At 68.8% G+C, this 13957-nt stretch carries 13 protein-coding genes and 2 riboswitches; all 13 genes read left to right on the top strand.

Annotated elements, in window-relative coordinates:
- The first annotated feature begins 3 nt into the window (after positions 1 to 3).
- The 13 genes from ftsA to HEQ22_RS10330 all read left to right on the top strand — a co-directional run bounded on the left by ftsA (position 4) and on the right by HEQ22_RS10330 (position 13941).
- On the top strand, positions 4 to 1260 hold the full coding sequence (gene ftsA / locus HEQ22_RS10390) for a cell division protein FtsA (protein WP_432767827.1): 1257 nt from the start codon (positions 4 to 6) through the stop codon (positions 1258 to 1260).
- A gap of 152 nt (positions 1261 to 1412) precedes the next feature.
- Complete coding sequence (ftsZ, locus tag HEQ22_RS10385; RefSeq protein WP_432767826.1) at positions 1413 to 2876, top strand: cell division protein FtsZ; 1464 nt, start codon at positions 1413 to 1415, stop codon at positions 2874 to 2876.
- A gap of 52 nt (positions 2877 to 2928) precedes the next feature.
- Positions 2929 to 4839: a tetratricopeptide repeat protein gene (locus HEQ22_RS10380; RefSeq protein ID WP_432767825.1), complete on the top strand. Its 1911-nt coding sequence runs from the start codon at positions 2929 to 2931 to the stop codon at positions 4837 to 4839.
- A 161-nt stretch (positions 4840 to 5000) separates the two neighbouring features.
- Positions 5001 to 6185 carry a deoxyguanosinetriphosphate triphosphohydrolase gene (locus tag HEQ22_RS10375; protein ID WP_432767824.1) on the top strand — a complete coding sequence of 395 codons (1185 nt, stop codon included), beginning with the start codon at positions 5001 to 5003 and terminating at the stop codon, positions 6183 to 6185.
- A complete protein-coding gene (locus HEQ22_RS10370) occupies positions 6178 to 6825 on the top strand; it encodes an NAD-dependent dehydratase (protein ID WP_432767823.1) in 648 nt (215 codons plus the stop codon). The genes HEQ22_RS10375 and HEQ22_RS10370 overlap by 8 nt, the downstream gene beginning before the upstream one ends.
- A 57-nt stretch (positions 6826 to 6882) precedes the next feature.
- Positions 6883 to 6981, top strand: a riboswitch (glycine riboswitch).
- Positions 6982 to 7086, top strand: a riboswitch (glycine riboswitch).
- A 53-nt stretch (positions 7087 to 7139) separates the two neighbouring features.
- Positions 7140 to 8276 carry a glycine cleavage system aminomethyltransferase GcvT gene (gene gcvT / locus HEQ22_RS10365; protein WP_432767822.1) on the top strand — a complete coding sequence of 379 codons (1137 nt, stop codon included), beginning with the start codon at positions 7140 to 7142 and terminating at the stop codon, positions 8274 to 8276.
- A 3-nt stretch (positions 8277 to 8279) separates the two neighbouring features.
- Entirely contained in the window at positions 8280 to 8651 is a 372-nt protein-coding gene (gene gcvH / locus HEQ22_RS10360) for a glycine cleavage system protein GcvH (protein ID WP_432767821.1), read from the top strand.
- A gap of 37 nt (positions 8652 to 8688) precedes the next feature.
- On the top strand, positions 8689 to 9510 hold the full coding sequence (locus HEQ22_RS10355) for a glycosyltransferase family 2 protein (protein WP_432767820.1): 822 nt from the start codon (positions 8689 to 8691) through the stop codon (positions 9508 to 9510).
- 3 nt (positions 9511 to 9513) lie between these two features.
- Entirely contained in the window at positions 9514 to 10872 is a 1359-nt protein-coding gene (gene gcvPA / locus HEQ22_RS10350) for an aminomethyl-transferring glycine dehydrogenase subunit GcvPA (RefSeq protein ID WP_432767819.1), read from the top strand.
- A complete protein-coding gene (gene gcvPB / locus HEQ22_RS10345) occupies positions 10869 to 12464 on the top strand; it encodes an aminomethyl-transferring glycine dehydrogenase subunit GcvPB (protein ID WP_432767818.1) in 1596 nt (531 codons plus the stop codon). Before gcvPA ends, gcvPB begins: the two co-directional genes overlap by 4 nt.
- Entirely contained in the window at positions 12461 to 12799 is a 339-nt protein-coding gene (locus HEQ22_RS10340) for a hypothetical protein (RefSeq protein ID WP_432767817.1), read from the top strand. Before gcvPB ends, HEQ22_RS10340 begins: the two co-directional genes overlap by 4 nt.
- 54 nt (positions 12800 to 12853) lie before the next feature.
- Complete coding sequence (locus tag HEQ22_RS10335; RefSeq protein WP_432767816.1) at positions 12854 to 13303, top strand: ABA4-like family protein; 450 nt, start codon at positions 12854 to 12856, stop codon at positions 13301 to 13303.
- Positions 13300 to 13941, top strand: a complete 642-nt coding sequence (locus tag HEQ22_RS10330) for a DUF938 domain-containing protein (RefSeq protein WP_432767815.1) — start codon at positions 13300 to 13302, stop codon at positions 13939 to 13941. The genes HEQ22_RS10335 and HEQ22_RS10330 overlap by 4 nt, the downstream gene beginning before the upstream one ends.
- Positions 13942 to 13957 lie beyond the last annotated feature (16 nt).

Below are 13957 nucleotides of genomic sequence, written 5' to 3'. Positions count from 1 at the left end.
CCGATGGCGCCGCCGCGCATCGAAAAGATCATCACCGCGCTCGACGTCGGGTCGTGGAAGGTCTGCGCGCTGATCGCGGGGCAGACCGCCGACGGCCAGCTCCACGTCCTCGGTACCGGCCAGCGCGAGAGCCGCGGCGTCCAGCGCGGCTATGTCGCCGACATGGAACAGACCGAACATGTCGTGCGCGAGGCGATCGAGCAGGCCGAACGCATCGCCGGGCTGAACATCGACGACGTCTGGGTCAGCTTCTCGGCCGGCAGCCTGATCAGCGACGTCGCCCCGATCGAAAGCGAACTCGGCGGCCACCGCATCGAAAAGGAGGATGTCGACGACCTGCTCGCCGCGGGCCGCGCCGGCATCGATCCCGAAGGGCGGATGATCCTCCACGCCCAGCCCGCGCTCTACACCCTCGACGGCCTCACCGGGGTCAAGAATCCGATCGGGCTGCACGCCGACCGGCTGGGGGTCGACATCCACATCATCATGGCCGACGGCGCCCCGGTGCGAAACCTCGAGGCGGCGGTGCGCCAGGCGCATCTCGACGTCAACGCGGTGGTCGCCTCGCCGATCGCCGCGGGGCTCGCCTGCCTGTCCGACGAGGAACGCGACCTCGGCGTCGCGCTCGTCGAAATGGGCGCCGCGGTCACCACCGTGTCGCTCTATGCCGGCGGCATGCTCGTCGAAATGGCGTCGCTGCCCTTCGGCGCCAGCGACATCACCGACGACATCGCCTCGGCCTTCGGCATTCGCCGCAGCCAGGCGCAGCGCCTGCAAAGCTTCTACGGCTCGGCCTCGGCCAGCCCGCGCGACAACAACGAGATTATCGAGCTCGACCCCGGCGCCCCGACCGGCAGCGATTCGCCGCGCATCACCCGCGCCCAGCTGGTGTCGGTGATCCGCCAGCGGCTCGACGCGATGATGGGCGAGGTCGGCAGGACGCTCAAGGACCTGCATTTCGTCGGCCCGATCGGCCGCCAGGTCGTCCTCGTCGGCGGCGGCGCCGACCTCAAGGGCATCGCCGATTACACCCAGAGCGCGCTCGGCCGCGCCGCGCGCGTCGGGCGACCGCGCGGCTTGCACGGCCTGCCCGATGCGCACGGCGGCCCCGCTTTCGCGACACTCGCGGGTCTGGTTCTCTATGCCGCATCGGACCCTGTCGACCTGCGCGATCTGCCGATGATGGCGCAGGATGTGTACCGGCCGAAGAACGCGGGCATCATCAACCGGTTGATGGCCGCGCTCAAAAGCAGTTTTTAGGCGCGAGCCGACGAAAAGGTTAATTTTTTGGGTGATTCCCGCGTCACAATAGTGCAATGCGGTGCCAGAAAATCGGGCGGCAGGACCACCGCCCGGCAGGGTCGCATGGTGAGGGAAGCGGCAAGGGTTCGCCGCTGCAGGGAGATTCTTTGATGAGCATCAATATTGGCCCGCCACAGGTCGACGAGCTGAAGCCGCGGATCGCGGTGATCGGCGTCGGTGGCGCGGGGGGCAATGCCATCGCCAACATGATCGCGGCGCGTGTCGAGGGGGTCGATTTCATCGTCGCCAACACCGACGCCCAGGCGCTCAACGCCTCGCCGGCCGAGCGGCGCATTCAGCTCGGGACGCAGATCACCCAGGGGCTGGGCGCGGGCTCGCGGCCCGAAGTCGGCCGCGCCGCGGCCGAGGAAAGCATCGCCCAGGTCGAAGAGGCGCTGAACGGCGCGCATATGTGCTTCGTCGCTGCCGGCATGGGCGGCGGCACCGGCACCGGCGCCGCGCCGGTGATCGCCAAGGCAGCGCGCGACCGCGGCATCCTGACCGTCGGCGTCGTGACCAAACCCTTCACCTTCGAAGGCCAGCGCCGCATGCGCTCGGCCGACGCCGGAATTGCCGAGCTCCAGGATCATGTTGACACGCTGATCGTCATCCCGAACCAGAATCTGTTCCTCGTCGCCAATCCGAACACGACCTTCAAGGAAGCGTTCACGATGGCCGACGAAGTGCTGCAACAGGGCGTGCGCGGCATCACCGACCTCATGGTCATGCCCGGCCTGATCAACCTCGACTTTGCCGACGTGCGCAGCGTGATGCGCGAAATGGGCAAGGCGATGATGGGCACCGGCGAAGCCGAAGGCGACGGTCGCGCGCTCGAAGCGGCGCAGAAAGCCATCGCCAACCCCTTGCTCGACGGCGTGTCGATGGCCGGCGCCAAGGGCGTCATCATCTCGATCACCGGCGGCGAGGATATGCGCCTGATGGAGGTTGATGAGGCCGCGAACCATATTCGCGAGCTGGTCGATCCCGACGCCAACATCATCTGGGGCAGCGCGTTCAACGACGCGCTCGACGGCAAGATCCGCGTGTCGGTGGTCGCCACGGGCATCGACAGCAATGGCGAGGCTGCGGCGCACGCCGCACCTGCGGCGCGCAGCTTCTCGTTCGCCCCCGCGCGCACCGCTGCGCCGGCGCCGGTCGCCGAAGAAATGATCGAGCCCGAAGCCGAGGAAACCCCCGTCGAGGCGGCGCCCGAGGCCATCGACGACGATCCGGCACCGGGCTTTTCGCTGAACGACGCGGCCGAACCCGCCGCGCCCGTCGCCAGCGCCGAAGCCGACGAACCGATGGAATTGTCGGAGGTCGCGGCGACCTACGACGACACCAGCGACGAACTCGTCCTCGGCGCGCCGGCAGCGCCGGCCCCGGCATACCAGCCGGCCTCGGCGCCCGCCGCGGCGGGTGACGACGCAGCCGGCCGTCCGGCCAGCGGCGGCACGCTGTTCGAGCGCATGTCGCGCCTCTCGCGCGGCTCGACGGCGCCCGACGGCGACGAGGCGAACAAGGAGGACGGGGTCGATATCCCGCGCTTCCTGAACCGCCAGAACAACCAGTAACGGGGCTTAAAGAACGGCCGCTGCAAATGGGCGAGGCGGGCCGGGAACCGGGATGACTTTGCCCATGCGGCGATCGAAACTGACGGCCAGGCCGGGGCGCGGGCGCACCCACAGGGGCGCGCTCGCGCTGCTCCTGCTCGGCACCGCGCTCGCCGGCACCGTGTCCGCCGGGCCGGCGCAGGCGATGCAGCCCGCGGCGCCCGACGCCGCGACCCGCGCCGCGATGGACCGGCGCACCGCGGCGCGTACCTTGCTGTCGGCGGCGCTCGCGCGTCTTGCGTCCAATGCGGGCGACACCCGCGCCTTGCTCGACGCCGGCCGCGCCTCGATCGATCTGGAGGATTATCGCGCCGCGCTCGGCTTCCTCGTCCGCGCCGAACAGGGCAGCCCGCGCGACGGCGCGGTGAAAGCGGCGCTCGGTGCGGCGATGGTCCACATGGAAAACCCGACCCGCGCGCTCGATTATTTCGGCGAGGCGCAACTGCTCGGCGCCTCCGAACGGCTGTTCCTCGCCGACCGCGGTTTTGCGCGCGACCTGCTCGGCCAGCAGGATGCGGCGCAGCGCGATTACCAGCTGGCGCTGTCGGTGGCGCCGAACGACGAAGTTCAGCGCCGCTACGCGCTGTCGCTCGGGATCAGCGGTCAGGCCGACCGCGCGATCCAGATGCTGGCGCCGCAACTGCGCCAACAGGATCGCGGCGCCTGGCGCCTGCGCGCGATCATCCTCGCGATCAACGGGCGCGAGAAGGAGGCGACCGAAATCGTCAACGCGACGATGCCGCCGGCGCTGGCGCGCAACATCCTGCCCTATCTCACCCAGATGAACCGGCTCAACCCGGCACAGCAGGCCGCGGCGGCGCATTTCGGGCGCTTCCCGACCGGTCAGCTCGGCCCGGCGCGCGCGCCGGTGCAGATGGCGGCGGCGACCCCGGCCCCGGCGCCCACCCCGTCGCCGTCGACGTCCAGTCGCCGCCGCGCCAGCAGCGAGCGAGAGCGCGCGCGCGGCACGCTGTCGCCGGCCGCCGCGGCGCCCGTCACCGTGCGCCGCGCCGCCGATCTGGCGCCCGCCGCGACCCCGCCGGTCCGTGCGACTCCCGCGCCGACACCTACACCGACGCCAATACCGACGCCCACGCCCACGCCCACGCCTGCTCCGACGCCGGCGCGCGCGCTGGCAGCGGTCCCGACGCCGACGCCGCCGCCCGCGGCGACGCCGGCCCCGATCCCGTCACCGACAGCTGCGACGCCGCGCCCGGCGCCCGCATCGACGACCCCGATCGGCGTCGCGGTCGATCCGCGCGCCGGCCCCGTCGGACCGGGCTTTTCGATCACCGACATCGGCCGCCCCGCGGCCGCCGCGGCGACAACCCCCGCACCGGCGGCCTCGACGCCTTTCGCCTCGCCGCCGCCTGTCTCTGCGTCCACGCCGCCCGCCGCAATTCCGGCGCCGACACCCGTCGCCGCGCCGCCGCTGGCGTCGCTCGCCGATATCGTCGGCTCGATCGAAATCCCGCCCGAGGAGCTCGACCGCCCCGACAACGCGATCGGCGCCGAGGTGCTGGCGCGGCTGCAACAGGAAAAGCGGCAGGCGGAAGCCGCCGAGGACGCGAAGCGCGAAAAGGACGCCGCCGCCGCCAAGGTCAAGGCGGAAGCCGAGGCGAAGGCCAAGGCCGACGCCGCCGAAAAGAAGGCGAACCCGGCACGCATCTGGGTCCAGATCGCGACCGGCGCCAATCCAAAGGCGCTCGCCTTCGACTATAACCGCTTTTCCAAACGCAACGCCGCGCTGTTCAAGGGCAAGATGGGGGCGACCGCCGCATGGGGCCAGACGCGCCGCCTGCTCGTCGGCCCCTTCGCCAACCGCAAGGCGGCGCAGGACTGGCTCGGCGACTATAAAAAGGCCGAGGGCGACGGCTTCCTGTTCAACAGCGAGGCGGGCGAAACCGTCGATCCGATCAAGTGAACTTGATGGACGTTGTCACCAATCCTCCCTGTGGCGAAGCCATGGGGAGGTGGCAGCCTGAAAGGCTGACGGAGGGGCCATGCCGCACCGTCTTTGCCCCTCCACCACCCGCTTCGCGGCGGTCCCCCTCCCCATGGCTGCGCCACAGGGAGGATTGATCTTTGGCCGCCTCTGACTCCGTTTCCGCCTGCGCCAGCGACCCGGCCGCCAGCCGCGGCCGCCTCCACGGCGAGGTCGGGCGGGTCGTGCGCGGGCCGCGCGACGTGTTCCAGCGCGACCGCGACCGCATCGTCCATTCGATCGCTTTTCGCCGCCTGCGCCACAAGACGCAGGTGTTCGTTGCCCCCGACGGCGACCATTATCGCGTCCGCCTGACCCACAGCATAGAGGTGGCGCAGATCGGCCGCGGCATCGCCCGCGCGCTCGGGCTCAACGAGGATCTGACCGAGGCGCTGTGCCTTGCGCACGATATCGGTCATCCGCCGTTCGGCCATGCCGGCGAGGATGCGTTGAAGGCCGCGATGGCGGCGCACGGCGGTTTCGACCACAACGGCCACACGCTGCGCACCCTGGCGCGGCTCGAATGCCCTTATCCGCTGTTCGACGGGCTGAACCTCGGCTGGGAAACGCTCGAAGGGCTGGCGAAGCACAACGGCCCGGCCCTCCATCCGGGCTGGGCGCTGGCCCAGATCGACGGGGAATTTCCGCTCGACCTCGCCAGCCATGCCAGCCTCGAGGCGCAGGTCGCGGCGGTCGCCGACGACATCGCCTACGACAACCACGACATCGACGACGGGCTGCGCGCCGGGCTGCTGTGCCTCGACCAGCTGCTCGAACAGCCGTTCGTCGCGGCCAATTTTCGCGGCGTCGAGAGCCGCTTTCCCGGCGCCCCGCGCGACCGGCTGCTGCGCGAACTGGTGCGCGACCAGATCGGCGTGATGGTCAACGACGTGATCGCCGCGACGTCCGCCAACGTCGCCGCTGCCGGGGTCGCCAGCGTCGCCGACGTCCGCGCCGCGGGCCGCACCCTCGGCGGCTTTTCGCCCGATCTTGCAGCGAAGGAACGCGATCTCAAGCGCTTCATGTACGCCAACCTCTACCACCACCCCGAACAGATCGCCGCCGCCGCGGCGGCGAGCGAGGTCGTCGGTGCGCTCTTTGCCGCTTATGCCGGCGATCCCACGCTGATGGGTGCCGACTGGGCGGCGCGCCTGCCCGCCGAAAAGACCGCGACGGTGCGCCACATCGGCGACTATATTGCCGGGATGACCGACCGCTTCGCCATCCAGCGCTACGCCGAACTGTTCGGCCGCAACGCCGTCCCCGCAGCGCTCGCGCATGTCTGAGGCGCTGATCGTCGGCGCGACCGGGCTGGTCGGCCAATCGGTCATTGCGGCCGCCGGTGCGCGCCGGCTGACGATCCTCGCGCGCCGCGAACTTGCCGATGTGCCGCCGCACCACGCGCTGCTCGTCGCGCCGCCCGATCGCTGGGCCGACATCATCGCCGCCGAGCGCCCCGCGGTGCTGATTTCGTGCCTCGGCACCACGATCCGCCAGGCGGGGTCACAGGCGGCGTTCCGCGCCATCGACCACGACCTGCTGCTCGCCGCGGCGCGCGGCGCCCGCGCCGGCGGCGCGGCGCAGGCGATCGTCGTCAGTTCGGTCGGCGCCGCGGCCAAGGCGGGCAACTTCTATCTGCGCACCAAGGGCGAGGCCGAGGATGGATTGCGCGCGCTCGGTTTCGAACGGCTCGACGTTTTGCGACCGGGGCTTCTGCTCGGCGACCGCGACGGGCCGCCGCGGCTGGGCGAGGGGATTGCCATGCTCGCGGCGCCGCTCACCGACGCGCTGCTGCACGGCTCGCTCCGCCGTTATCGCGCGATCCGCGCCGATGCCGTCGCGCGCGCCATCGTCGCGCTTGTCGGCCGCGCCCCGTCCGGCGCGTATATCCACGAAAACGACGCGATCCGCGCGCTCGCCGATTGACTCCGGTCGGGGGCAGCGCCAAGGCTCGCCTGTCTGTCGCATTCTTTCGGGGATTCGACCGGCCGCGCGGGAGAGCGCGGGGCAGGGCGACCTGCACCGCCACCGAAGGAGCAACCGCCCCGGAAACTCTCAGGTCAGCAGGACCGCGCAGGCCGGAACGGACACTCTGGAAAGCGCCGCGGCTCGCGCCCCGGCCACCGAAGGGGTAACTCCATGATATATGGAGGAAAACTCTCAGGTTCCCGTGACAGAGGGGGCATGGCGACAAGACGGCATTTTGCCGCCCCTTGCCGTGCTTTGAACGGGAGTGCGATATGCGCGATGATAGTGAAAATAGCGGCGAAATCCCCCCCGAAACCGCCACCCTCCCGCTCGACGCCTGGCACCGCGCCAAGGGCGCCCGCATGGTCGAATTCGCCGGCTACTGGATGCCGATCCAGTATGAAGGCATTATGGCCGAACATATGTGGGTCCGCGACAGCGCCGGCCTCTTCGACGTCAGCCACATGGGCCAGCTCGCGCTCTCGGGCGTCGGCGCCGCCGAAGCGCTCGAAGTGCTCGTCCCCGGCGACATCTCTGCGCTGAAGCCCGGCCGGATGCGCTATTCGCTGCTGCTCGCCGAGGACGGCGGCATCCTCGACGACCTGATGATCACCAACGAGGGCGACCAATATGGCATCGTCGTCAACGGCGCGGTGAAGTGGGACGACATCGGCTATCTGCGCGAAAACCTGCCCGACGACATCACCCTCAACCACAATGACGATTACGGCCTCCTCGCGCTGCAGGGCCCGAAGGCGGTCGATGCGCTGGCGCGGCTGGTGCCCGAAGCCGCCTCGCTCGTCTTCATGCAGGCGATGCGCGCCGAATGGCAGGGCCACGCTATCGCGCTCAGCCGTTCGGGCTATACCGGCGAGGACGGGTTCGAAATTTCGCTGCCCAATGAAGCGCTGACCGCCTTCGCCGACGCGCTCTGCGCTGAGCCCGAGGTGATGCCGATCGGCCTCGGCGCGCGCGACAGTCTGCGCCTCGAGGCCGGCCTGCCGCTCTACGGCCACGACCTCGACGAAGACATCGATCCGGTCGAAGGCGACTTGGCTTTCGCGATCAGCAAGCGCCGCCGCGAAGATGGCGGCTTTCCCGGCGCGGCGCGCATCCTAGGTCATCTTGCCGACGGCAGCCCGCGCAAGCGCGTCGGCCTGACCATCGATGGCAAGCTGCCGGTGCGCGAGGGCGCAAAGCTGTTCGACGGCAACACCGAAATCGGCGTCGTGACCTCGGGCGGCTTTGCCCCCAGCGTCGGCGCGCCGATCGCCATGGGGTATGTTCCGCGCGGGTCAGCCGAACCCGGCACGGCGGTCGCCGCCGAAGTGCGCGGCAAGCGCGTACCATGCACCGTCACCGCCATGCCATTCATTCCACACCGCTATGTGCGCAAACAGGGAGCCTGACCGATGCCGCGTTATTACACCGAAGAACATGAATGGATCGACGTCGACGGCGACGTCGCGACGGTCGGCATCACCGATTTCGCGCAGGGCCAGCTTGGCGACATCGTGTTCGTCGAGGTGCCCGACACCGGCGCCGAACTCAGCCAGGGCGGCGACGCCGCGGTGGTCGAATCGGTGAAGGCGGCAAGCGACGTCTATGCCCCCGTCGACGGTACGGTGACCGAAGGCAATGCGCAGCTCGAGGAAGATCCCGCGCTCGTGAATTCGGACCCCGAAGGCGAAGGCTGGTTCTTTCGCATGACGCTCGCCGACAAGAGCCAGCTCGACGGGCTGATGAACGCCGCAGCGTACAAATCCTTCTGCGACGATCTGTGAGCCGGACCCCTCCCCCAATCCGGGAGGGGGCAAAACGATGACCGCGCCCGATCGCGCCCTTGCCGAATGCCGCCTGATGGTGGCGACGCCCATCTATGAGGGGGCGCAGGGCACCTATGTGCGCGCGGCGCTCAACCTGGCGCTGCAGGCGCAGGCGATCGGCATGGCGGTGCGGTTCGAGTTCATCCTCTACCAGCCTTCGATCACCCGCGCCCGCAACACGCTGACCGCAATGTTTCTCGCCAGCGACTGCACCCACATGCTGTTCATCGACGCCGACATCGATTTTTCGGCCGAGGACGTGTTTTCGCTGATCCGCGTGATGGACGCCCATCCGCAATGCGGGGTGCTCGGCGGCGCCTACCCGCGGCGGATGATCAATTGGCGCAACGTCGCGCGCGCGGTCGAACTGGGGCTGGCGAAGGACAATCCGGCCGATCTGGCGCGCTACTCGGGCGAGTTCGCGCTCCAGTTCCTGCATCCGGGGCAGAGCTTCAAAATGACCGATCTGGTCGAGTTGGCGCGGCTCGGCACCGCGATGATGCTCATCCGCCGCGAGGTGCTTGAAGGGATGCGCGCGGCGATGCCCGAACTCGCATTTCGCCCCGACCCCGCCGAACGGCAGGCGCACGGCATCGGCGAACTCGAGCCTGCTTTTTTCTGTCCGCTGATCGAGCCCGAGACGCAGGCGCTGCTGTCGGACGATTATGCCTTTTGCCGCCGCGTCCGCGATACCGGATTTCGCATCTGGCTGGCGCCTTGGATCCGCACGACGCACGCCGGTCCTGCGGTCTTCGCCGGCACGCTGACCGATACGGCGCAGCTTTTTTCGACAAACCCCGACGCTTCACCGGAGTAAACCATGCGCTATCTCCCCCTCACTCCCGACGATCGCACCGCAATGCTCGGCGCGATCGGCGCCGCGGCGATCGACGATCTGTTCGCCGACGTTCCCGCCGCGGCACGGCTCGATGGACCGATCGCCGATCTGCCGATGCACGCCAGCGAACTGGCGGTCGAGCGTCACATGGGGGCGCTGGCGCGCCGCAACCGCGCGGCGGGCGACGGACCCTTCTTCCTCGGCGCCGGCGCCTATCGCCACCATGTCCCGGCCAGCGTCGATCATCTGATCCAGCGCGGCGAGTTTCTGACCGCCTACACGCCATACCAGCCCGAAATCGCGCAGGGCACGCTCCAGATGCTGTTCGAATTCCAGACGCAGGTGGCGCGGCTGTTCGGCACCGACGTCGCCAATGCGTCGATGTACGACGGCTCGACCGCCTGCTGGGAAGCGATCGTGATGGCGCGGCGCATTACCCGCCGTGGCAAGGCACTGCTGTCGACCGGCCTGCACCCCCATTATCGCAGCGTGGCGCGCACGATGGCCAAATACACCGGCGACGTGCTGGTCGATGGTGATCCTGCGCTTGCAGCCGGCACGGACTGGGCCGCGCTCACCGACGCGATCGACAAGGACACTAGCTGCGTCGTCGTGCAATACCCCGACATCCTCGGCCGCATCGACGACATGACTGCACTAGCCGCCGCGTGTCAGGCCGCCGGCTCTCTGCTGATCGCGGTGGTCACCGAACCCGTCGCGCTCGGCCTCATCAAGTCGCCGGGCGAAATGGGCGCCGACATCGTTGTCGGCGAAGGCCAGTCGGTCGGCGTCGGGCTCCAGTTCGGCGGTCCCTATGTCGGCCTCTTCGCGTGCAAGGCCAAATATGTCCGCCAGATGCCGGGGCGGCTGTGCGGCGAGACCGTCGATGCCGATGGCAAGCGCGGTTATGTGCTGACCCTGTCGACCCGCGAACAGCATATCCGCCGCGAAAAGGCGACGAGCAATATCTGCACCAATTCTGGCCTTTGTGCGTTAGCCTTCAGCATCCACATGACTTTGCTCGGCGAAGCAGGGCTTCGCCGCCTCGCGGGCATCAACCATGCGCGCGCCAAGGCAGCCGCCGCCGAACTGGCGCAGGTGCCGGGGGTATCGGTGATGAACGAAAGCTTCTTCAACGAATTCACCCTGCTGCTGCCGACCGAGGCGCGCCCGGTAATTCACAAGCTGGCCGAAAGCGACATCCTCGGTGGCGTGTCGCTCGGCCGCCTTTATCCCGACAATCACGCGATCGACCACGGACTGGTCGTCGCCGTGACCGAAACCACGACCGAAGCGGATATCGCGGCCTTTGCGGGCGCGCTGAAGGAGGTGCTGGCATGACCGCGCTCAATACGGCCGGATGGCGGCCTGAAATGACGGCGTGTGACGCCGCCCAGGGCACCGCGACCTTTACCGGCAACCGCGCGCTGATGCTCGAAGAGGCGCTGATCTTCGAGATCGGCAACAGCGCGACGACGGGCGTCGATTTCGATGAAGAGGTGTCGGCAGCGGATTTCGGCGCTTTGGCGCGCACCGCGCCAATTGGCCTGCCGGGGCTGAGCGAGGCGGAAACGGTGCGTCACTACACGCGTCTCAGCCGCCAGAATTATGCGATCGACCTCGGCCTGTTTCCGCTCGGCAGCTGCACGATGAAGCACAACCCGCGCCTCAACGAAAAGGTCGCGCGGATGCCGGGGTTCGCCGATATCCATCCGCTCCAGCCGCAGGAAACGGTGCAGGGCGCGCTCGCCGTCATCAACGAACTCGCGATGTGGCTGATCAAGCTCACCGGCATGCACGGCGTCGCCATGTCGCCCAAGGCGGGCGCGCATGGCGAGCTTTGCGGCATCCTGTGCATCAAGGCGGCGCTGGAAGCGCGCGGCGAGGACCGACGCGTGCTGCTGGTCCCCGAAAGCGCGCACGGCACCAACCCCGCGACCGCGGCCTTTGCCGGCTTCACCGTCGAGGATATTCCCGCGACCCCCGAAGGCCGCGTCGATCTCGACGCGCTGACGGCGCGGCTCGGCCCCGACGTGGCCGGGGTGATGATCACCAACCCGAACACCTGCGGCCTGTTCGAGCGCGATATGAAGGCGATTTCGGACGCGGTCCATGCGGTCGGCGGTTATGTCTATTGCGACGGCGCCAACTTCAACGCGATCGTCGGCAAGGTGCGGCCCGGCGACCTTGGCATCGACGCGATGCACATCAACCTGCACAAGACCTTTTCGACCCCGCATGGCGGCGGCGGTCCGGGTTCGGGGCCGGTGGTGCTGTCGAAGGCGCTCGCTCCCTTCGGGCCGATCCCTTACGCCGCGCGCTACGCCGACGGTTCGTTCAAGCTGGTCGAGGAGGAAAGCGCGGGCGACGAGCATCCGCAGACCTTCGGACGGATGACCGCTTTCCACGGCCAGATGGGCATGTTCACCCGCGCGCTGACCTATATTCTCAGCCACGGCGCCGACGGGCTGAAACAGGTCGCCGAAGATGCGGTGCTCAACGCCAATTATGTCCTGCGCAGCCTAGAGGACGTGCTCGACGCGCCGTTCGCGGCGTCGGGCCCGTGCATGCACGAGGCGCTGTTCACCGACGGCGGGCTCGCCGAAGGTTTCACGACGCTCGACATCGCCAAGGGGATCATCGACGAGGGTTTCCACCCGATGACGGTCTATTTCCCGCTCGTCGTCCATGGCGCGATGCTGATCGAACCGACCGAAACCGAATCGAAGGCAGCGCTCGACCAGTTCATCGGCGCGCTGCGCAGCGTCGCGCTGCGGGCCAAGCAGGGCGACCCCGCGCTCAAATCGGCGCCGCATTTCGCACCGCGCGCGCGTCTCGACGAGACTCTGGCAGCGCGCAAGCCCGTCCTCACCTGGAGCGCCCCGGCCGTCGCGCCAGGCACCCCGTCGCGCAGCGAAATCGGCGGCAGTTGAGCCGCGACAGCGACCGCGCTGCGCCGCCGGGCGACGTCGGTTGCCTGGCGGCCAGTGCGCTGTTCGTGGCCGTTTTTGCCGTCGTCTGGCTGGCCGCGATCACGTTCTATGGCTTGATTCTGGAGCAGTGGGAGCTGGTCCGGGTTCGCCGCGAATTCAGTTACGACTGGGTTCTGCTCTATGCGCCGTTGATCGCGATCGGGGTCAACACGGCGATCGTGTTCGTGGCCATGCGGCGTTTTTCGGCGGCGCGCGTCACCGGACTGATCGTGGCCACCGGCCTGGTTGCGCTTGGCTTCGGTCTGTTGCTCTTCGGGCTTGGCGGGCTGGCTTAGCGCTGGCAGACAGGCGGTACGGGCTAGGTACGGAACCGGGGGAGAGGGAAGATCATGAGCTGGGATACGATATTCTTGGCCGCCAATTATTGGGCCTTCGCCGGGTGGCTGGCGCTCGCGTTTGCGCCGCGCGGGCCGAAGGTTCTGGCATTGATCCTCTATCTCGGGGTCTTCCTGCTCTGCGCGGCCTATGCGGTGATGCTGGTCGGTTTCCTGACCGGGACGATCGATGCCGGCGGCGAGGGCGGGGGCAGCTTCACGACGCTGGCGGGGGTGATGCAGCTGTTTGCATCGCCCGGTGGCACGACATTGGGGTGGGTCCATTATCTGGCGTTCGATCTGTTCACCGGCCTGTGGATCGCGCGCGATGCCGACAACAAGGGCTACAGCCGGATCGTGCAATTGCCCTTCCTGTTCCTGACCCTGATGGTCGGGCCGGTCGGCCTGCTGGCGTGGCTAGTCGTCCGTGATCGCCGCGCGCGGGCGCTGGCCAAGGCGACATGACGCCGCAGCCGTGGATGCCGGGTGACGGCGGGGAAGGCGGTTGGGGCGCCCGCCGCCACGCCCCGGCGACGCTGCGCAACCGCGAGGCGATCGCCGCAGTGCTCGCCGACTGGCTGCCCGCATCGGGCACCGTGCTGGAAGTCGCGAGCGGATCGGGCGAGCATGCCGTGCATTTCGCCGCGACCTTTCCGCATATTACGTGGCAGCCGAGCGATCCCGATCCGGCCGGCCTGGCCTCGATCGCGGCATGGCGCGTCGAAGCCGGCTTTGCCAATATCGCGCCGCCTCTGATGCTCGACGCGGCGGCGAGCGACTGGCCGGTCGATGGCGCCGATGCGATCCTGTGCATCAACATGGTCCATATCAGCCCGTGGGAGGCGACGATGGGGTTATTCGCGGGCGCGGCGCGGCTGCTCACGGCCGGTGCGCCGCTGATCCTTTACGGCCCCTATCTCGAAGCAGAGATCGCGACCGCGGAGAGCAATCGCGCCTTCGACGTCAGCCTACGCGACCGCGATCCGGCGTGGGGGCTGCGCGGCACGGCGCAGGTGATTGCGGCGGCGGCCGATGCAGGGCTGGCGTTTGCCGAACGCCGCGCGATGCCCGCGAACAACCTGATGCTGCTGTTCCGGCGCTAAGCGGTCGCCGCGCCCA

Source organism: Sphingopyxis sp. (assembly GCF_050916055.1).
Taxonomy (GTDB): Bacteria; Pseudomonadota; Alphaproteobacteria; order Sphingomonadales; family Sphingomonadaceae; genus Sphingopyxis.
Note: the sequence above shows the minus strand (reverse complement) of the source record. Positions and strands in the feature narration are given on the sequence as shown.